Below are 20,805 nucleotides of genomic sequence, written 5' to 3'. Positions count from 1 at the left end.
TGTAATCGGAGGGATTGACAATGGTATCAACAGCGGCAGTCAAAAGAGTCATCATTCTTGGAATAGATGGAGCGGGTGCGTTCGTCAGCGAAGCTGATACGCCGTATATCGATGTGCTTCTCCTGGGCGGAGCCAAAACGGATCATGCGCAGACTGTCTTTCCCTCCAATAGCGGGGAATGCTGGGGTTCTCTGCTGCATGGTGTAATGCCGGAGAGGCATGAGTCCCATTTGAATATTAAAATGGAACAGAACTACCCAATTGCCTCGGCAGCGCCTTCCTTATTTCAAATCATAAGCGAAGCCAAACCTAACAGCAAGATGATGGCTTCCTTCGTCTCATGGAAACCGATACAGACCGGAATCATTGAAGAGAACGACGCAGTTTATAAATACGCTGCACCTGATGAAGAATTGGTTCCTGCCATTGCCGCGTATATCCGTAACAATCCGGAATTTGAGCTGCTGTTCGTTCAGTTGGATGATGTGGATGCTGCCGGCCATCGGCATGGGTATGGCTCCGAGGAGTACTTAAAGGCGATCTCGCATGCAGACAATCAAATCGGTGAGATCAGTAAAGCCATTTTAGATGCAGGAATGCTGGAAGACAGTCTGATTATCATAACGACGGATCATGGCGGCGGGGGCTTGGATGCTTTCAATCACGGAAGCGATCATCCGAAAGACATGACGATTTTCTGGGGCTGCCGTGGTCCTGGCGTTCAAACAGAGGCTGATTTGGCTGGCCTGAGTATTATGGACACAGCTGCCGTCGCGCTGTCTGCGCTGGGTCTGCCATTCCCGGATAATTGGGATGCCAAGCTTCCGAGCGGGTTGCTGGCGCAAACGGGGCAGCGCTAACGGATGAAGGCACGGCGACTGGATCTAGCCAGACGCCGAATGTGCTAAGCAGGAATGAGTCAGTCTCAGATTTTTCGTGAAAGAACCTCCGAGTCCACCAGTGGGAATGGAGGTTCTTCTTTTTTAGTAAAGCTCGGAATTTACAAATGGGCTTTTGTGACGTCGGAACTGGCAACGCAGGCCGGGTTGTATGATTGCCGCTACGCAAGAATGTTTTTCATCATTAAATTTGAACGCTACCGAAATGTGTTTCGTTAACGATATAAAACAACCTTAAATGACGTGGAATCAAGCTAATTAGTCCGTTTTCCGCTCCATAGTGATGTTTTTCATTGCTAAAGTGTGTGTGAAAGGGGAATCTCCATACTTTAGCGATGATTAACATCGCTAAATACCTTGTAACTGGGTGTGATAGTTACCGGGCCCAACATTCAGAATTAACACTATCACCCAGCCCCAGCACCAAGCACCCGGCCCTCAGCACAGCTTCGCCCAACCTGCGCGGACTTAAAGCCCAGCCTATTTTACAATCAACTACCCCTTTCAGCGAATAATGTGCTCATGAGAGGAGTGAATGCGTTGGTGCAAATTACGATTGCCGCTGTCGGAGATTTGTTGATGAAAAGTGAAATCATTGACTCTGCTAAACAAGGAGACGGATATTCGTTTGATCCTATTTTTGAACCCATTAAACCTTATCTAATGAACCACGATCTAACGATTGGTAATCTGGAGACGACCTTCTCTGGGAACAGGCAATTGGGCAGGATGGGAATCCGTCCCAAATGCAATTGTCCAATGGAACGAAGGAATCCGAGAACCGGGTACCCCGTATTCAATTGCCCGGATGCATTAGCAGCAACGCTGAAAAACGTAGGCTTTCATGTATTAACAACTTCCAATAATCATTGTATGGATGGTGGTGTAGTTGGCTTAAAGCGGACATTGAAGATCCTCGATCAAAACGGGCTCAAGCATACGGGGACCTCTCGTACCCTTGATGAAGCTAATCAGCATTTGATTATGCGTGTAAAAGGGGTGAATATTGGCATTTTGGCCTATACCAAAGGGACGAATGCCATACCTGTTCCTCATCGTTGGATGGTTAATCCATTCGATCGAAAAAAGATGATTGCAGATATCCGCCAATTGAAAAACAAAACCGATTTCATCATAGTATGTTTACATTTCGGGAAAGAGTATCAGACGTATCCGAGCAGAGATCAGAAGCAATTGATGCAGTTCCTTTTTAAGCAAGGTGTTAACGTAGTCTTAGGCTCACATCCTCATGTGCTGCACCCGATAACTCAGACCGTAGTCAAAGACAACGATGGCAAGGTGCGCAATCGAGTCGCTGCATCCTCACTAGGTAACTTCATATCGTCGAAGCTGACCAGAGGTGAGAATACGATTCGGGGTATGATTTTGTCATTGACACTAACTAAAAATGAAAGTGGCGTCATAGATGTTCTCAAAATCGACCAAATTCCAACGATAGTGAAGAAAAGGAAGGCGGATAAGACTACGTTTACAGTTGTACCGGTTTGATAAACATCAATAGGAGATTTTCCAGACTTCATATGATGGCATACAGTTGCTGCTTATAATAAAATAAAGTCGAAGAAGCAGTATGAAATTTATCCTGACTTCGGACAACAAAAGTGCCTCTCCATGTAAGCACATGGGAGGGGCACTTTTGTTGCATTTGTTGTTGATGAACTGATTTTTATTCATATTGAGAAAGGGGAATGAACTGCTCGACTAGTTTTTCGGCCCAACGTTGATTTGCTTGCACAGTTCGTCCAGCGTTATGCGGGGTGTGAACGACATTGTGCCTTCCTAATAGTGAATCATTCAATGGTAAGGGCTCGATATCAAAAACATCTGCTGCAAGGCAAATCTCATCTTTAAGAACGCGCTCACGAATTGCCTGCATATCGCAAATTTCCGCTCTCGTTACCAGTACCACTAAACATCCTTTAGGCAGTGAATGAATATGTTCCGATGTAAGTAGTCCTCTTGTTTGCTCTGTTAATGGCACCATGGGTACAAAAATCTCAGCATCTTGGATGAGTTGACTCAAGTGCCATTCTTTTCTAGCTCGTGCACGGTGAAAGGAAGGTTCCGTAGCAAAGGGATCCCACGCCGCAACGTCTGCCCCAAGCATACTGACAAAGCTTGCATAACGGGAAGCAATATTGCCTGCCCCAACAATACGGACTCGTTTACCTTCAACGGTTCCATTCGTAAAGTTGGGATCGTCACAAAACTGTTCTCCTCTTTTTTTCGGTGTGCCTACACCATTCTCAGATTCATAATACCAAGGCTGCAAGCTTGTAATGATGTCATGATGCGTTTGAGGAATTCTACGTAAACCACATAGGGTTAGCGCCAGACCGAATTCGGATACTGATTGTCCCCAATAACCTTCGCTTGGATGCGTGTACATGTTAACCCCTGCATCTTTCAAAATGGCCATTTGTTCTTCCGTTACAGGACTCCCATAGGAGCAGGTTGTAATAACGGCTTCTTTTAAACTACTGAAAGCGCGTAAGCAATCGGATGTCACAGCTACATTTAAGGAAATCAAACGGGTAACGCTGCCGGGCTCGGGAACAAGCTCTCCAAGCGTTTTTAACTCATTAGGAGCCAATCGAATAAAATCAGTTGATCCTTGGGCTTTCCAAAGTGTGTGAAAGTGGTCCGCGGTCCACGGCCAGGTCGCCTCGAAGCTAGGATGGACGATAATAACGCTTCTCATATTAGGATTCACTCCTTGTAAATGGATATTTTTGACGCAAAATTTCGCCAGTTGTTATTCACATGGGATGGATCCATATCACCACAAAATACGAGTATCCGATATCGATGGACTTGTGTTTCTCCTATACGGAGCTCCCACTGACCTGCAATACAACGGCTTGGGGAAATACCTAATTGTCCATCAACACGCCATGGCACAGGATGTTCAGCATTGTTCGGATGATCCATAAACACAAAGCCAGCGTTATCAGTTCGGCCTTTAATCGGCATTCTGCAGGAAACCCAACGGGCACGTTTTCCCTCTGCTTCACCATTCATTTGACCTTCACTATTGAGCGCTTCGCCTCCTAGTTCACGACGATAAGGCATACGAAGAAAAAGACCGCCGTAATCATAACGTCCGAAGGTTAGGTTAATTTCAGCTCGTAAAGACCATTGGAAATCAAGCTCGTATGTACTCCCCAGATCATGCAGACTCCATTGCTGCCGTTCTGTTATCATGTGGTTTCCTTGTGGATCGCGCCAATACGTTTCAATCTCCCATGAAGCATAGTGCAGGTTAATGACCGCAGGCTTGAGCGGCAGAGGGTGAAAGCTGCCGTCCTTTGGATGATGATTAATGCCTTCCTCCCAAAACCCAATGCCATTTACATCATTCAAACCGATATAAATGCCATGCTGCCAGGGGTGATGAGGCGGAGCATTTTCAGTTAACACACCATTTCCATCCGGAGCAAGAATGGGGTGAATAAAGGGACGTTGATGTGTTTGTGCATTCTGTACAAGAATCGGATCTGGATGATTACCACGATAAATACGTATGCTTTGTTCATCATTTTCAGCTCTTAAATAAGGAATATCCATGGGGATGACCTCCATATGATTTAACGGAATATTGGCAGCTTCACTTGCGCACCATTGTTCATGGCGGATTCATGTGCGCATATGCCGGCACAAGTCCAATTGGCAGACGTATAGCTATTTGGGAAAGACTCACGCTTCTCAACTATGCTCATGATAAATTCATGTGCCAAATGCGGATGGGAGCCACCATGCCCGTTTCCTTGTTTAAAGGATAAATGTACGTTATCTGCCGAATCGTAGACACCCTGCATCGTATATTTACGTATGCCTTCTGGGAGCAAGTTCACATAATCTGGAATTTCAACCCGCTTAGCGTTCTCACCTATGAAGATAACAGGTTCTTCACCCTCTAACTGCTGCCATTCAAAGCTCATTTGATCCGCATAAACGTCAAAGCTTTCAACATATTCGCGTGATGTTTCAAATAGAGATCGCGTAACCTCGATGGCAAGGTAGGAGTCACGAAGCCGGAATAATGCGGATTCGACTGCAAAAGGTGACCCATATTTTGCAGCAAGATTGTCAGCTATTTGTCCAGAACCTAGGCACGAGACGAATTCTGCTTCCTTGTCGGCAAGTGCGAGCAATGGACTAACCGCGTGCGTCGCATAATGCATGGGTGGGAGCCCTTCCCAATATCCAGGCCAGCCTGACATCTCTTGTTGATGAGCTCCGCGCAGGAACTGAATCCGCCCAAGTTGGCCGCTGTCTCGCAAAGCTTTCACATATAGAAACTCGCGGGTGTAAACGCAGGTTTCCATCATCATATAATTTTTCCCAGATAGCTGCCCAGCTTCGACTATTCGTTTGCAATCTTCAACAGTCGTTGCCATAGGGACCGTACAAGCTACATGCTTGCCTGCCAACAATGCTGCAATGCTTTGCTCGGCATGGTTAGGGATTGGAGAATTAATATGCACAGCATCAATGTTATCGTCCTTCAGCATTTCATCAAAACTGGCATACCTAACTTGGATACCGAAATGGTCACCTATTTGATTCAATTTATCCGTTGTTCTTTGACAGATGGCGTACATTTCCGCATAGGGATGATTTTGATAGATGGGAATAAATTCTGCCCCAAATCCTAAACCGACTATGGCGACTCGTATTTTTGAAGACACAGTTGGATCCTCCTGTCATATTCCGTTTATAGCTTGACTTTAGACCAAACAACAAAGGAAGTCGATGAGATTATTTGCTTTATAAAATGAGATTTTTCACCTATCTTTCCTAGTTGTAAATAGTAGAATATAACCATATATTTATAAGTAGTGCGAAAAAGGGGTTGTTTACCAATGAGTTTATTCACATCAGGATTCAACGAAAATTTATCCATATCGAATCCACAGCAAAAACAAGTCGCTCTATTAATTGAAACTTCGAATGGGTACGCTCGTGGACTTCTTAGCGGGATAAACACCTATTTGCGTGAAAACCGTCCTTGGTCGATATTTCTCAGTGAATATAGCCGAAATAACACCGATTTGACTTGGCTGCGTGAGTGGCAGGGAGATGGCATTATCGCCCGTATAGAAAACGAGCAAACTGCTCGGTTTATTAAGGACACGGGTCTTCCAACAGTAGACCTCAGTGCCTCAAGAATGATTCCGAGCCTTCCTTATGTAGAGACCAATGATCAATCCATTTCCCAATTGGCTGCGGAGCATTTTCTCGAACGTGGCTTTAAACATATAGGATTTTACGGTGACTCTCGTTTTCGATGGTCTAACTTACGATGCACTTATTTAGCGGCATATCTGGTGGAGAGAGGCTATTATTGCCATATTTATGAAGCCTCTGAAGATCTATTAGGTGAAAAATCAGGGAAGACAGAAAGAGACAAGCTGGTCCAATGGTTGTATGACCTACCCAAGCCGATAGGGATAATGGCGTGCTATGACATTTGCGGTCAACAGCTTCTCGAGGCTTGTCGGATTGCTCAGATTGCCGTTCCTGATGAAGTGGCTGTTCTAGGTGTGGATGACGATGAGCTCTTGTGCGAATTATCCAATCCTCCCTTATCCAGCATCAAAACGAATGCCGTCAAAACAGGCTATCAAGCAGCGGAGTTACTCGAGCGTATGATGTCAGGCGAAGTAATAGGGGGGCAAATGTACCTGATTGAACCCTTAAGTATTCAAGTACGATTGTCAACAGATGTTCTTGCCGTAGAGGATAAAATGGTATCTGATGCCGTACGATTTATTCGCAATCATGCTTATGATGACATTCAAGTTCAAGATATTCTTGAACAACTTAAGGTATCGCGCCGTATATTGGAAAGCCGATTTCAGAAAGCATTGGGTCGCACACCACATGATGAAATCATAAATGTAAAACTAAAACTTGTAAAAAAACTACTCCTAGAAACTAAACTTTCCTTAGCAGTCATCGCTGAACGCATCGGATTTAAACATACAGAATATATGAGTGTAGTCTTCAAGAGAGCGACTGGGATCAGGCCAGGGGAGTTTCGGCAGCAGAATAAACATCGAATTCAAGATTTGTAGACAAAAGTGCCACTCTCATTGCAATCGCGTGGGAGGGGCACTTTTTACATTTAGCAAAGAATCAGTAACTTACCACCAGGTCCGGAATGGCGATGACTTTCTTCAAATGCTGGGATTCCATACCCGCAAGTATGGTCTGAAGCGCTCTGTACCCATCCACTCCGGTAATTTCATGACCGTTTCCAGACAGAATACCATCGACAAAATGATGAATAACGCCCGAATTATGCTGTTCCCTAGTCTTATTGGTTTGCAATGCCCCCACTTCATGGTAATCCCTCATACCGTCTGAGTATTCAACGATCACTCCGAAACGGTCATCGGTTCCGATTTTCAGCGTACCTTTTTCGCAATATAAAGTAGTAGCGTTAACTTCATTCGCATAGTTAGTCCAACTGGCTGTTAACGAGCCTACGATTCCGCTTGCTGTTTTCAATAATATCATCGAGTGATCGTCCACGTTCGTGGGCTTATGCAGCGTTGAGCAAAATGCCGTGACTTCCATGAAACTGTCTTCCAACAGCCAGTGGATCAAATCCGCTTTATGGATGCCTAGATCACCTAATGCCCCGGAAAAGGCATGCTCCTGGTTGAAAAACCAGCTGTTTTTGCCATCTATACTCCAATGTTCAGGCCCCGAGTGAGCAAATATCGTACTAAAGCTTAACACTTTGCCTAATTTTCCGGATTGTAAAATGTCTTTTGCTTTGCGATGTGCTGGCATAAACCTTTGATTGTGGCCGACCATTAAAAATACATTCTGTTCTTTGGCCGTGCGAATCATAGCTTCCGCTTCTTTCAGAGAGGTGGCCATCGGCTTTTCAACCAGTACGTGCAGGCCGAATTCCATAGCTTCAATGGACACGAAGCTGTGAAGATGATTCGGTGTACAGACGGAAACGGCGTCAATCCCGCCACTCTGCAGCAGTTGTTGATGTGTTTCGTAGGCATTCGGTATACCAAACTGCCTAGCAACTTCTTGTGCGCGTTCCAAATTAGGATCACATACAGATACAATGACGACATCCTTATGTGCAAGGTACTCAGGCAAATGACGGCGCTGTAAAATGGCCCCGCATCCAATCAGTCCTACCCTCAATTGTGATTTCACAATGCGATTCCTCTCTTCCGATTTCATCATTGTAGTTTCGTCCAATCAAACAGAACACCCATGGCAGAACTGCGGTTTTGCACTAATGAATCGTACACTTGCGGGGCCTCAGATGGAGAATAATAATGGGTAATCAAAGGTAATACGTCCATTCGTCCCTGCTCGATATAACTTAAAAATAAGGCGGCCATTTCGGGATGATTCCAACTGTTGTAATTCATTTGGGCGTGGATGCCCAGAATGGAAACAGAATTGGACACTACATTGCGGCCCATCCCCTGCTCAGAAGGTGTGGCTGTATCTCCCAGCAAAATAACACGTCCCAAAGGCTTGACGAGCCGAGTGGCTTGGGCTAAAACAGCCGGATGTCCAGTAATATCGAAGATAACATCCAGCATCCGACCATCTGTTTTATGCTTGATTTCCTCATGTGCTTTTCCCGCATCCATGGGAAGCAGATGAATGCCCGGTCGTTCTTGAACCAGCTGTAAACGGCTCTCAGCAGGATCGATGGCGAAAATCTCTTTGACCCCAGACAGATATAAATATTGAGTAACCAGCTGTCCGAGAAGTCCGAGACCGATGACGCCTACCGTTTCTCCTAACTGCAGCTCTGCTCTTCTTACACCAAGCTGTGTTGTTTTGGAAAGATTGATCCATACGCCTTGCCCGGCGCTGATATTCTGCGGAAGAAGATAGGCATGCCTGGCATCTGTTTTAAAATATTGCGTATGCGAATTCTCGACAAACACGCGATCCCCTTTTTGTATCCCCTTAACTTCAGGGCCAACTTCAAGCACTTCAGCCACCATGCAATAACCGGGATAGAAAGGATACTTCACCCAGTCCGACCAGTTGGTATCGGGGTCAAATACACCTCGAAGGCATTGAAGCTCTGTCCCTGTACTAATCAGGGAGCATAGAGCGGCACATAAAATTTCGGTCTGGCCGATTGTAGGATCGAATGTTTCCTTTCGGACCTCAACCTTTTGCTTTTCTGTGAAAACGATACGCAGTGTTTCCATTTCCCTACCTCCTCGAACGGGTTCATTGACCCTCGAGATTAGTGTATAGGTATTGGATTTACATAAATAGAGCACAACTTTGCTGAAGTTTAACACTTATACAGGTCGTGCAGCTGGAAGATTTTTAAATATTTTTATCAAACAAACGCTTGTATTGAGCAGGGGAAATACCCGTGTATTTCTTGAAAAGGCGGGTAAAGGTTTGGAGGTCGTTAAATCCGAGGGAGCTGCTGATTTCGGTAATGTTCATTTCCTGCATTTCCAAAAGCGATTTCGCTTTTGCGATTTTCATTTCCCGATGCAGCAGGATCGGCGATTTGCCGAACATCTCTTTGAAGTGGTTGCTTACATAGGTTGGATTCATATGTAAATCCTTAGCTAAATCGGATAATGAAAGCGAAGCCTCGGGCTGGGTTACAATCTTCAATAAGATGGACAAAAAGCTATGAGACTGCTGTCTCAAATCCAAGGTATTCATACTTCCCAAAGCATTGTCCAATAACAAATAAAGCAACTCAAGAGATTTAGCTTTTTGCAAAATGATGGTAGGAATATGGCCTTCCCTTGTGGTGGAGAGTATGAATTCGTCGAATACGGCCTCGAATTTTTTGTGATTTTTCAGCGGATAGATATAAGGGATCTGTAAAAACGGCAGCACATCGATCACATTCTGAATCTTGTAAGTGAAATGCCACCAGAGAAACTCGGTTTCGTCATCGCTATCTTTATATTGGTCGTGTTCCAGAAAAGTAGGGATAAAAATGACGGAGCCCGGTTCAATCGCATAGATTTTGTCCTGAACCCTGAGTTTGGCCGAGCCTTTTCTCACATAGGTCATCATGTAATACTCTTGAAATACACGGTTCCGGTAGCTCATCTCGCGACGGCGATGGATATCAAACTTTAACACTTTTAGCTCGGCTGTTTCCAGCAGAGAAGAGAGCATATCATTCTTCATGCTAGTTACCCCCCATCTTAAAGTTATTATATCATAATCACTGGTTCTTATTTGATTCTTATCTAAATCTATTTGCAGAAGAAAAGGACGAAATACCTATGAAAAAAGGTTTGACAGTCCTTTTACTATCGCTTAACATGAATTATATGATCCAGATAAGTACCAATGACGAAAGGAGGGAAGAGATGAAAGCCGTTATTTCCTTGAAAGGCAAGGTTGAAGTCTTAGACATTGAAGAACCTTCCATTGAAACGAACCATCTACGTGTTGAAACCTGCTACTCTGCAATTAGTTCAGGCACAGAGCTTCTGCTGAAAAACCTGATGACCGATACTCCCATTCAACTTGGTTACAGTGCGATGGGAATCGTACGGGAAATCGGCGAAGGCGTCTCCCATGTGAAGGTAGGGCAGAGAGTCGCTTGTTACGGTTCTCCTTATGTTAAGCATGCGGAATTCTTAGTGGTGCCTAAGCATTTGGTTGTTCCGCTTTCGGAGGAATGCAGTTCGAAAGAAGCGTCCTTCGTCGGACTCGGTGCGATCGCTATTCATGCGCTGCGTCAAGCGGATTTGCGTTTTGGAGAATCGGTTGTCGTGGTTGGACTAGGTATTCTGGGACAAATCGTATGTCGGATTGCAGACGCTTCCGGCAGTAGGGTAATCGGGCTTGATTTGTTGGCAGAACGCTGCGCCAAGCTTTCGAAAGCCGGTGCCGTACAAGTGTGTGACAATGTACAGGATGTCAACCGTACCGTCGATTCACTACATCAGCATGAAGGTGTTGATGCGGTTATCATCTGCGCCAATGGTGCCAATTCCGGCATTATTGATCAGGCTCTACGCTGGATTCGCGACAGGGGGAAAATCGTCATCGTCGGCGATGTGAAGATGGACTTCGATCGGGAGTTGATGTTTGCCAAAGAGGCGCAGGTGCTTATCTCGCGCGCTGGTGGTCCTGGGCGGTATCATGACAGCTACGAAAGCAAGGGCGTTGACTATCCGATCGGTTACGTACGTTGGACAGAAGGTCGCAACATGGCGGAATTTATCCGTTTACTTTCTGAACGACGGATTTCCATCCAAGCACTTATCACGCATGAGATGGCTTTACCCTCTATGACAGTGGCTTACGAATTGCTTCGTGAATCTCCACGAGACGTATTAGGCGTTCTCATTGATTATGGGAAGGAGCAAGAAGTAGAAACTGAAAAACAAGTAAGTGCTGTACCTGTATCTTTTGAAATGTTGTAGTTACTGCTATTTGTATACGATCCCCAAAGAAACGCTCATAGCCAATATTGTGCAAGTTGTTCAATGCCATTCATTGATGCGTACCTCGTTTTCCTTCATCAAATCCTACCAGTCCATGAGAGTATTATAGATATTTCTAGCCATTTTTCATTTAAAAATAGCATTGTCATGCTCCATGACTGGTCAGGTTACGACTTTTTCTCATTAGTTCGTTTATACACGATATGTAAGCGATTTCACAAAAGCATTACATCAATCTCGCCTATCACCACACACACTGCCGATCGGGTAGAATTTTGAAAAAGGATGATGAGAATGGCTATATCAATGGTTGGAAGAAGCACGTTATCCAAATGGTTGTTGGGATTGTTGGCTTTACTATGCTTAGCTTTTTATTTGCCCTCCAACGTACGAGCCGCTGAAGCGGCAGAAATCCTTCCGGTACCGAACTCCGGTTTCGAACAAGATTTAGTATCAGGCAAAATTCCGGGATGGGGTTATTTTTCTGCCGGTATACCTTCAGGGCTCTCTTTGTCAGAAACGATCAAATTCGCAGGCAATAGAAGCTTGAAGATGGAGAGAACTGGGGCAGTGGCAGGGGCGCTTGGAGCGGAAAGCGTAAAGCTGGCTGTAACGTCCGGAAAATCTTATGAGGCTGCAGTTAAGTTGTATATCGAAAACTTTACAGGAACCCCTGCTCTTTGGATTCGTTGGCATGACGCAGCGGGGAAACCTTTGAACAAACAGGCGACTTATAACATCTCCGCGCCTCCGTTAAACAAATGGCTGGACATTCGAGCCCAAGGTATTGCTCCGGCGGATGCTGCCTTTGCGACGGTCTTTGTGTATGCTTCATCGGGTACTACCATGAAGGCATATGTAGACGAGGCCCAGTTTTACCGCGTGGCCGATACGATTGCCGTGATCAATCCCGGATTTGAAGATCCTACTTCCGGAGCAACCATTCCTGGTTGGGGATTGTTCTCAGGTACGCCTGCAGGTTCTGTGTCGATAAGTAAGACGGAACAGAACAGCGGGATGTCCAGTCTGTTGCTTGAGGACACCTATACGGATAAATCCGTTGGGCTGAGCACTCAAGCGATAAGTGTGAAAGAGGACGGCATATATGAAGCGAAAGCCAGCGTTTACTTAGTATCCGGAGGAGGCGTAAGCATTTATATCAAATTTTATAATGAATCAGGCAAAGAAATTGGAACATCCTCCGTTTCACATGGCACACCGCTGAATACATGGAAGCAAATCAAAATGGAGGGGATAGCTCCGGATAAAGCAGAAACAGCGAAGGTTTTATTGTATTCCGGGGGAGGGACTCTTAGCAAAGCCTATTTTGATGATGTTTCATTTACTTATAAGGGTGACGCGCTTAAATTACCGTTTAAGTATGGCGATCCCGTCAACTTGGGCAAAGCAACGCTCACGGCGACAACCATGGGGGGAGCGATAGGGAATGGCGAACTCTATTTCGTAGCCAACGGCAATCCAGGGACGTTCTATGCCGTTGATGCTGCTTCAGGAAGTATTAACTTCTCGGAGGCAGTCCCTGGTACGACAGAAACTTGGGCGGTGACGGTGGGGGCGGATAAGAACGTCTATTTTGCCGCTACAGCCAATCGTAAGTTCTGGAAATACGATCCGTTACTCCGAAAGATCACAGAAGTAGGGAATAATCCTTCCAATAATTTCGTATGGGATTTGGATGCAAGTTCTAATGGCCTCATATACGGCTCTTCTTATCCGAATGCCAAGGTCTTTAGTTACGATACCAACACAGGCTTGTTTGCCGATCTAGGCAGCATGCATTCAGTTGAACAATATGCCAGGGGAGCCGGGGTTACCGATCAGTACTTGTATGTCGGGATCGGCTCCAAAGAGCATTTGATGCGAATCGACCGGGTAAGTGGAGAAAAGATTGAGATTCAAATGCCGTTCACGGGTGTGGATGGTTTCATTCACAATATTTCTCCTTACAACGGACTTCTTTACCTTGCACGTGGTACATCGCTTGCCATCTTGGATGAACAGACGTTTGAAGTTAAGAAACGATTTGCCTATACAGATCCGGAGGCATTTGATGGCAAAATCTCACCTCCGTCTCCTTATGACGCCAATCTGCTTTATTACCGGAATAAATTATCGAGCAATCTGTGGACATATAATGTCTCAACCAATACGGTGCAGGCCGTAATGCCGGAGGTTGGACTCCCTGAGACTGGGAGTAGAGCGTTTGATTGGATCACTTTGCCTAATGGCGTTCAAGTGTTGGCTACCTTGTACGAGAACGGCAAGTACACGCTGTATAACCCGTTAGATCATTCGATACAGACTATCCAGGTGCCTATGGCAAGGGATGGTGTCAATATACAAAGCCTCGCAGCAGGGCCGGACGGCAAGCTATATCTCGGTGGTTTCCTGGATGGATTGAGTGTATTTGATCAGTCAACGCAAAAATATGAAGCTCAAATTTCTTCTCCGTTCTCTCCCCATCAAGTTGAGGAGATCGGCTTTTTGAATGGCAAGACCTATTTCGGGGCTTATAGCGGAGCACGCGTTTACCGTTATGATGCAAGCCTGCCCTACAATTACGGATCAACGCCATCGCATAATCCAGGGCTTGTTTACACGGTTCCCGATAGTCAAGATCGGCCTTATGCGTTTGCTTCCGGCGATAACAAGCTGTTTATCGGAACGATTCCTTTCTACGGCAAAATGGGCGGCAGTTTAACCATTTATAATGAAACAACGAATAAGTGGACGTCAACTCGCAACGTTGTAGAAGATCAAAGTATCATTGCGCTTGCCTATAAAGACGGCGTTGTCTACGGCGGCACCTCCATTGATGGAGGTCTCGGCACAACGACGCCACCCACAGCGGTGGCCAAACTGTTCAAATGGGATGTAGCGACAAGTACCAAGCTTGATGAGTTTGTACCTGTCATTCCTGGCTTGACGTCCCCTAAATTACTCGGCGGTTTGTCTTTCGGTCCTGACGGACTGTTATGGGGTGGCGCATGGGGGAAGGACGATCAAGGGGGACAGATTTTTGCCATCTATGCGATGAATCCCAGCACCAATGCGGTTGTGAAAAGTAAGTTGATTTACCCGAATGCAAGTGGTGGCAGCCCATGGCGTTCCTTTTATTTACGCTGGGGGCAAGATGGCTTGCTGTATACGACTATTGCTCGCAACGTAACCGTATTCGATCCTGTGACTCTGAAATACCGTAAACTTACGGAAACGCAATCGAATCTGTTGGACTTGGGTGTAGACGGAAGCATTTACTATACTTCGGGACCGACGCTGTTTAAACTACAAGCTCCTTTGGCTCAAGCTTCAATATCAATGGCCAAGGTTACGCTGGATCAGGGGCAAAGTGAGCCGATTATCAGTTCCGGCGTTCTGGAGAACGGACTGCCGGCCATCTTAGCAGGGGGTACCACTTCCTTCACAAGCAGCGACCCGACTGTTCTGTCCGTTGTGTATGGAGAGGTTAAAGCGCTCAAAGCGGGAACGGCGAACGTTTATGCCGATATCACTTTAGGTGGAACGACGATCAGAACGAACACGATCGGAGTTACGGTTTATCAAGGAACTTCGCTAACTGTGAATACAGTAACGGAAGCCACTTACAGCGATACGGCGACTTTAAGTGCGACGTTGACAGATCTTCAAGGGCAGCCGCTTGCTAACCGTTCCGTACAATTCTCGGTGGACGGGGTAACGATAGGCAGTGCCTCGACGAATGCGCAAGGCGTTGCGGCGTTGTCATATGTAGTAACACAAGGCGTGACGACAAATATGGAAGAGGCTGTTTTTGAAGTGCGGGCAGTCTTCGAGCGGGATGACATCACGCATACTGGAGCGAGCGAAGGAAAAGGCAGCATAACTGTAAAGCGTGAAACGGCGTCTGTCGCTTATACAGGCACTACAGCTGCTTCGGTTGGGACGGTGAAACTAGCAGCTCATGTATCTCAGCAGGAAGATGGAGAATTGGGTTCTATAGCTGGGCTGCCAATCCAATTTACGATTTCACTGATGAATCCGGATGGAACACTCACGCCATATTCCGCTCCGGCACTAGAGATTGTATACCAGACAGATGTCACAGGGAATGTTTATTTGAATCAGCAGCTCCCAGCAGGATTATATCAGGTGAAGACGGAGTTGTTGATGAATAGCGGGTATGTAAAAGCGGAGTCGAACGTGACTCTTGCTGTATACGGCTTAAGCGAAGAAGAGGTGGAAGCAGAGGGATGGTTTGCCATTACCGAGGGTAACACGGCGATTGGCAGCAAAGCTAAGAAAGTACACATCGAAGCCGAATGGGAAATGGATGAAAAAGCAAATCTTCCAAAAGGGAAATTGAAGATTCATGCAGAGCCGAATGGATTAAAACTGGAATTGAAAACGGCTCAATGGTTGGTTGTAACATCGAGTAGTGCCTATATACAGGGTCAGGCAACGGACGATGATGGAGTATCCTACATGGTAAGGCTTATGTTAGGAAAACAACAGGAAGTCGTTTCACTGCAAATTTGGCAGGGTCTTAATACTCAAGGTGCTCCGTTCTATCAGGCACTGGGGCAAAAATGGTCTGGCAATATCAACTAAGAATGGAGAGCTTTATTATAACCAAACGAGGCTGTCCCAAACGTAAAGATATTCACTTAGTGGCATAGAAAACAATAAAATGAGGTGGCAAGGTTATTCTTGCCATCTCATTTTTTTGTGTTTTGTCGAATGCAAAGCAAAAGTCACCCGACCTCTAGTTAGCTGAACGTAGATTCGTTATTTTGGGGAATTTATCTTAAAGGCTATTATCCAACTGTCGGCAAACCGTCTCGAAGTCGTCGAGCCGTGCCCAGTAAAGCTTGAGAATGTGGCGCATGGTTTCCAGTTCGTGGAAAGTTACATTCATGTCTTTATAGAAACTAAATGTCGGGATGATGTCCCGGTACATGAAGAACCGGGAAGGACGCGCCAACGTCTCTTCCCCGATCCACTCAGCCGCCGTTTTAACACTAGGAATGGTAAGGGTGGTTTTGCGAATATGCAGCTGCGCTTCGTTCGAAACGAGAAAATCGAGCATGGTTTGGGCTGCTTCCTTATGCTTACTCGATTTAATAATCGCAAGACCAATGATTAAGAGCTGAGTCTTCGCTTCCAGTGAATAAGGAAGCGGTGCGATGTCATACGCGAATTCAGCGTTACGTAAATGGTTTAAGCTGTAATAGCTGGTGACAATCATGGAAGCTTTTTGTTGCAAGAAAAACCGTTCGGCATCAGAGTCATTCTCCGACATATAGACGGTGTCGGGGTTCATTCCTTCAAACAGCCCAAGGCTTGTTTGCATGGCTTTCCGAAAATTATCGTTGTTGAAAATCAGCTTACCATGCTGATCTCGTTCAAAAACGACCTTGTTTTGCAGTAAAAAGAGCGGCCATCGATTGATGGATTGCAGGTGAAACAAGATGCCGATTCGGTCCTGCTTTTGCGTTAAGGCTAGCGCTGATTTCTGGACATCGTTCCAACTCCAACTGCTATCCGGCTCTGGCAATGCTGCTTCCTTGAAATGATCGCGATTGTAACACAAGACGATCGGTGAAAAAATAAACGGCTGCACATACAAATGACAGTCTTTGGTGAAAGGTCCTGACAGAAAGGTATACGTGCCATTCTTTCGTTCAAGCGGCTCTAGGATATCCGAGACGGCTCCAGTTTCAGTAACCGTTTCGTAGTTTTGGGTATTTAAAGTGATAAGGTCGAGCGCGTCTCTCTCCATGGCTTCCTTCGTGTTCTGAGAAAAGTACGAATGCGAAAGAGGAATCATCTGGACGACAATATGCGGATGCTGCTGTTGAAACTTTTCGACCAGCTCCAATACATTAGCTTCAAGGGAAAGAGTGGGGTAATAACCGAATTTCAATGTAAGCTTTTCGTTCCGACCTGTCCCAACAACGCGCGTCCCGATTCGCGGCGCTTTTTCAATCATTTCCTGATCGAGTAGTGCCTCCAGTCCTTTGCGAACCGAATTTTTACTAAGCTGAAACTGTTCAGCAAGTGTTAATTCGGAAGGTAAAAAGTCACCGGGCTGAAGTTTTCCGGTTACGATGTCGCTGCGTAATGTCGTGACCATATCTTCCAGTCGGGTTCGGAAGGTTGATCTTTTGGGTTTACCCGCCATTTATTTTAGAACCTCCGGGTCATTCAATGTTGGTATCTATCTGGGTTATATTATAGTATGCCAAGCTGATTGGATACAAGGTTCGTATCTTGCTGTCATCATTTTTTTATAATTAAATGTCGGATCGCATAAGTTTTCATAGTTTTTCCTTATCATTTAAATACATCAAGTGTTAATTTACATAACAAACAGTTTACATCAATGATGATTCATCGAAGGGGGGGTTCCATTGATCTCATTTCGTCAAGTAGAGAAGCATTACGGCGATTTCCATGTGCTCAAAGGAATTGATCTTCAGATCAAGCAGGGAGAAGTCGTTGTCGTTGTAGGTCCGTCAGGTTCAGGCAAGAGTACGCTGCTAAGGTGTATCAACCGACTGGAAACCATCACAAGCGGTGAGCTTATCGTGAATGAGTTCAAGGTCAGCAATAAGAAGATGGATATGAACAAGCTGCGTCGAGATATCGGCATGGTATTCCAGCATTTCAATCTATATCCGCATAAGAAAGTGATCGATAACATTACGCTTGCTCCGATGAAGGTGCATGGTATGGCTAAGAAAGAAGCCGACGAGATCGCGATGTATTTTCTGGATAAGGTTGGTATTCAGGATAAGGCGTACAGTTTTCCTTCACAGTTATCAGGTGGACAGCAGCAGCGTGTGGCCATTGCGAGGGGACTGGCGATGAAGCCGAAAATTATGTTGTTTGATGAGCCCACATCAGCCTTGGATCCGGAGATGGTCGGAGAGGTTCTTGATGTCATGAAGGCGCTTGCAAATGAAGGAATGACGATGGTTGTGGTTACGCACGAGATGGGCTTTGCCCGTGAAGTGGCCGATCGTGTTGTTTTTATGGACAAAGGTCAGATTGTAGAAGAGTCACCTCCCGAGGAATTCTTCGTCAACCCTCGTGAAGAAAGAGCCAAATTATTTCTGAATCGTGTACTTAACCATTAATAAGGAGATGAACAAAACCATGATGTCAAAAAAGTGGAATTTCATGTTTATGTTAATTGCGATATTCGCATTGGCGGGGTGTGCCTCTAACGGCACAAAAGGAGGCGCATCAAGCGCTCCGGCTAACTCTCCGGCAGCAAGCAGCGCTCCAAGTACTGCGAAGCCGGCAGGTGGAGCGACCGTTCTGGATGAGATCAAAAGCAGAGGCAAAGTTGTCGTTGGTGTGAAGTTTGATACCAAGCTATTCGGTTTGAAAAACCCGACTGGCGGCGAAGTTGAAGGCTTCGACATCGACATTGCGAAAGCATTAGCGAAAGAAATTCTCGGCGATGAGAAGAAAATTGAGTTAAAAGAAGTAACGTCCAAGACACGCATTCCGATGCTCGATAACAAAGAGATTGACATGATTGTTGCGACGATGACGATTACCGAAGAGCGGAAGAAACAAGTTGAGTTTTCTGATGTTTATTTCAAAGCAGGACAGTCTTTGCTCGTCAAGAAAGGCAGCCCTATTAAGAGTGTAGCGGATGTTAAAAAAGGAACGAAAGTGTTGGCTGTGAAAGGTGCTACCTCCGTTGCGAATATTAAAGCGAAATCCCCAGATGCCACCATACTTGAATTTGATAATTACCAAGATGCTTTCAGCGCCCTGAAAGCGGGTCAAGGGGACACGTTGACTACAGATAATGCCATCCTCTATGGCATGATGGAGCAAGATAAGAACTTCGAAGTGGTTGGCGAACCGTTCACGGATGAGCCTTATGGTATCGCGATTAAAAAAGGTGAAACAACGCTTCAAGCCGCGGTGAATGATGCATTGAAGAAGCTGGAGTCAAGCGGTCAATACACGAAAATTTATGAGAAATGGATTGGCAAAGCGCCAACCAAATAAGAGTAACAAGAATAAAAGAAGAGATGGGTGGCAGCTGCTGCCCATCTTCTGTCTATGAGGGGGGAGCGCATGCCGGATTTCTCGATTTTTACCGATTATTTTGATATCTACATGAAGGGCTTCTTCAACACGATCATTGCCAGCGTTATTGCGTTAATTGGCAGCTTTGTGCTGGGTACGATTATTGCCATTTTTCGTATTGGATCGGTGAAACCGCTGCAATGGATTGGGACTGCCTATGTAGAGTTCATTCGAAACATACCGCTCTTGCTTGTTGTATTCGTGTTTTTCTATGGCCTACCGTCCATGGGCATTACCCTTAGCGGATTTGTATGCGGGACCTTAGGCCTTACGGTGTACACGGCATCTTTTATTGCAGAAGCGATCCGAGCCGGTATTATGTCGGTGCCCAAAGGCCAATCTGAGGCAGCACAATCCTCGGGACTGACCTATTTCCAAACCATGTGGCATATCGTCCTTCCGCAAGCAATCAAAATTGTCATACCACCGCTTAGCAATCAATTTATTAACCTCGTTAAGAACTCTTCCGTACTTGGCGTATTCGCAGGCTTTGATCTCATGTATTTCGGTGATCAGGTCGCAAGTGAGACTTATGCTACGTTCGATACCTATATCTTCGTTGCTGTGCTTTATTTGATACTCACGCTGCCGCTAAGTTACGTGGCCTTGCGCCTAGAACGTAAATTAGCTCGTACGGACTGACTTTAGGGGGAGGTGAACGAATGGATATCATGCATGCTTTCTCGGCTGATAATGTAAGGTTTGTATTTGAAGGTTTCTATGTGACGCTTAAAGTCGCTGCGATCTCTATTGTATTGAGCTTTATCGTGGGGTGTATAGTCGGTACGATCCGGTATACGAAGCTTCCGGTTATTTCACCAATTCTGGCTATAGCAGTTGAGCTTCTTCGCAATTTACCATTGCTCTTAATCATATTTTTCGCAAGATTCGCCCTACCAGATATCGGGATTAAACTCGGACCTATGAATGCAACGATTGTGGCATTAACGTTATTTGAAGGCGCGATGATTGCAGAGATTGTGCGAAGCGGCCTGAATTCCATCGATAAAGGGCAGATTGAAGCCGCTCGATCTTCAGGACTAGGCTATGTGCAAACCCTTTGGCATATTATTCTACCTCAGGGGCTGCGCCGAATGATGCCGCCACTAGTGAGTCAATTTATTTCCTTGTTAAAAGATACTTCTCTTGCGATTGTTATTTCCTTGCCTGAACTGATGCACCATGCGAAAATAGTAATTGGACAAAACTACAGTTATACCATGCCCATTCTATTTTTAGTGGCTATTCTGTATTTCGCTGTGAATTATGCCTTATCATTAGCAGCCCGCAGAATGGAATCAAGATTGGTATAGAGGAATTTAACACAC

16 protein-coding genes are annotated in these 20,805 nt (G+C 45.5%); 9 read left to right on the top strand and 7 right to left on the bottom strand.

The window, feature by feature from the left end:
- Positions 1-20 precede the first annotated feature (20 nt).
- Together QFZ81_RS30670 and QFZ81_RS30665 are read left to right on the top strand one after the other, a co-directional pair.
- A complete protein-coding gene (locus QFZ81_RS30670) occupies positions 21-860 on the top strand; it encodes an alkaline phosphatase family protein (RefSeq protein ID WP_307438371.1) in 840 nt (279 codons plus the stop codon).
- A gap of 582 nt (positions 861-1,442) precedes the next feature.
- On the top strand, positions 1,443-2,408 hold the full coding sequence (locus QFZ81_RS30665) for a CapA family protein (protein ID WP_307449330.1): 966 nt from the start codon (positions 1,443-1,445) through the stop codon (positions 2,406-2,408).
- 178 nt (positions 2,409-2,586) lie between these two features.
- Here the strand turns inward: QFZ81_RS30665 and QFZ81_RS30660 are convergent, their stop codons facing one another.
- From QFZ81_RS30660 to QFZ81_RS30650, 3 genes are read right to left on the bottom strand one after another with little or no spacing between them, the layout of a single operon-like run.
- Positions 2,587-3,621, bottom strand: a complete 1,035-nt coding sequence (locus tag QFZ81_RS30660) for an NAD(P)-dependent oxidoreductase (protein ID WP_307438373.1) — start codon at positions 3,619-3,621, stop codon at positions 2,587-2,589.
- 8 nt (positions 3,622-3,629) lie between these two features.
- Positions 3,630-4,487, bottom strand: coding sequence for a DUF6807 domain-containing protein (locus tag QFZ81_RS30655; protein ID WP_307438375.1), 858 nt, complete (start codon positions 4,485-4,487; stop codon positions 3,630-3,632).
- Between the two features lie 20 nt (positions 4,488-4,507).
- Entirely contained in the window at positions 4,508-5,611 is a 1,104-nt protein-coding gene (locus QFZ81_RS30650) for a Gfo/Idh/MocA family protein (protein ID WP_307438377.1), read from the bottom strand.
- 174 nt (positions 5,612-5,785) lie between these two features.
- Between QFZ81_RS30650 and QFZ81_RS30645 the strand changes: the two genes are divergently transcribed.
- Positions 5,786-7,000, top strand: a complete 1,215-nt coding sequence (locus tag QFZ81_RS30645) for a DNA-binding transcriptional regulator (protein ID WP_307438380.1) — start codon at positions 5,786-5,788, stop codon at positions 6,998-7,000.
- Between the two features lie 61 nt (positions 7,001-7,061).
- Here the strand turns inward: QFZ81_RS30645 and QFZ81_RS30640 are convergent, their stop codons facing one another.
- The 3 genes from QFZ81_RS30640 to QFZ81_RS30630 form a co-directional block, all read right to left on the bottom strand.
- Positions 7,062-8,156, bottom strand: coding sequence for a Gfo/Idh/MocA family protein (locus tag QFZ81_RS30640; RefSeq protein WP_307605729.1), 1,095 nt, complete (start codon positions 8,154-8,156; stop codon positions 7,062-7,064).
- Positions 8,138-9,136, bottom strand: coding sequence for a zinc-binding dehydrogenase (locus QFZ81_RS30635; protein WP_307438384.1), 999 nt, complete (start codon positions 9,134-9,136; stop codon positions 8,138-8,140). The genes QFZ81_RS30640 and QFZ81_RS30635 overlap by 19 nt, the downstream gene beginning before the upstream one ends.
- Before the next feature lie 124 nt (positions 9,137-9,260).
- Entirely contained in the window at positions 9,261-10,094 is an 834-nt protein-coding gene (locus QFZ81_RS30630) for a helix-turn-helix domain-containing protein (protein WP_307438386.1), read from the bottom strand.
- A gap of 185 nt (positions 10,095-10,279) precedes the next feature.
- Here QFZ81_RS30630 and QFZ81_RS30625 point away from each other — a divergent pair, with 185 nt between their 5' ends.
- Positions 10,280-11,344, top strand: a complete 1,065-nt coding sequence (locus QFZ81_RS30625; RefSeq protein WP_307438388.1) for a zinc-dependent alcohol dehydrogenase — start codon at positions 10,280-10,282, stop codon at positions 11,342-11,344.
- 315 nt (positions 11,345-11,659) lie between these two features.
- Positions 11,660-15,973, top strand: coding sequence for a hypothetical protein (locus tag QFZ81_RS30620; RefSeq protein WP_307438389.1), 4,314 nt, complete (start codon positions 11,660-11,662; stop codon positions 15,971-15,973).
- Between the two features lie 196 nt (positions 15,974-16,169).
- Here QFZ81_RS30620 and QFZ81_RS30615 read toward each other — a convergent pair whose 3' ends face one another.
- Positions 16,170-17,546 (bottom strand): extracellular solute-binding protein, encoded by a 1,377-nt coding sequence (locus tag QFZ81_RS30615; RefSeq protein WP_307438391.1) that lies wholly within the window; start codon positions 17,544-17,546, stop codon positions 16,170-16,172.
- Between the two features lie 229 nt (positions 17,547-17,775).
- On the opposite strand from QFZ81_RS30615, the gene QFZ81_RS30610 reads away from it, so the two are divergent.
- The 4 genes from QFZ81_RS30610 (at position 17,776) to QFZ81_RS30595 (ending at position 20,790) form a co-directional block, all read left to right on the top strand.
- Positions 17,776-18,504: an amino acid ABC transporter ATP-binding protein gene (locus tag QFZ81_RS30610; RefSeq protein ID WP_307438392.1), complete on the top strand. Its 729-nt coding sequence runs from the start codon at positions 17,776-17,778 to the stop codon at positions 18,502-18,504.
- A gap of 19 nt (positions 18,505-18,523) precedes the next feature.
- Entirely contained in the window at positions 18,524-19,396 is an 873-nt protein-coding gene (locus tag QFZ81_RS30605; protein WP_373462575.1) for a glutamate ABC transporter substrate-binding protein, read from the top strand.
- Between the two features lie 69 nt (positions 19,397-19,465).
- Positions 19,466-20,119: an amino acid ABC transporter permease gene (locus QFZ81_RS30600; RefSeq protein ID WP_171640431.1), complete on the top strand. Its 654-nt coding sequence runs from the start codon at positions 19,466-19,468 to the stop codon at positions 20,117-20,119.
- 20 nt (positions 20,120-20,139) lie between these two features.
- Positions 20,140-20,790 carry an amino acid ABC transporter permease gene (locus QFZ81_RS30595; RefSeq protein ID WP_307438394.1) on the top strand — a complete coding sequence of 217 codons (651 nt, stop codon included), beginning with the start codon at positions 20,140-20,142 and terminating at the stop codon, positions 20,788-20,790.
- Positions 20,791-20,805: the final 15 nt, after the last annotated feature.

The organism is Paenibacillus sp. V4I9 (genome assembly GCF_030817295.1).
Classification (GTDB): domain Bacteria; phylum Bacillota; class Bacilli; order Paenibacillales; family NBRC-103111; genus Paenibacillus_E.
Note: the sequence above shows the minus strand (reverse complement) of the source record. Positions and strands in the feature narration are given on the sequence as shown.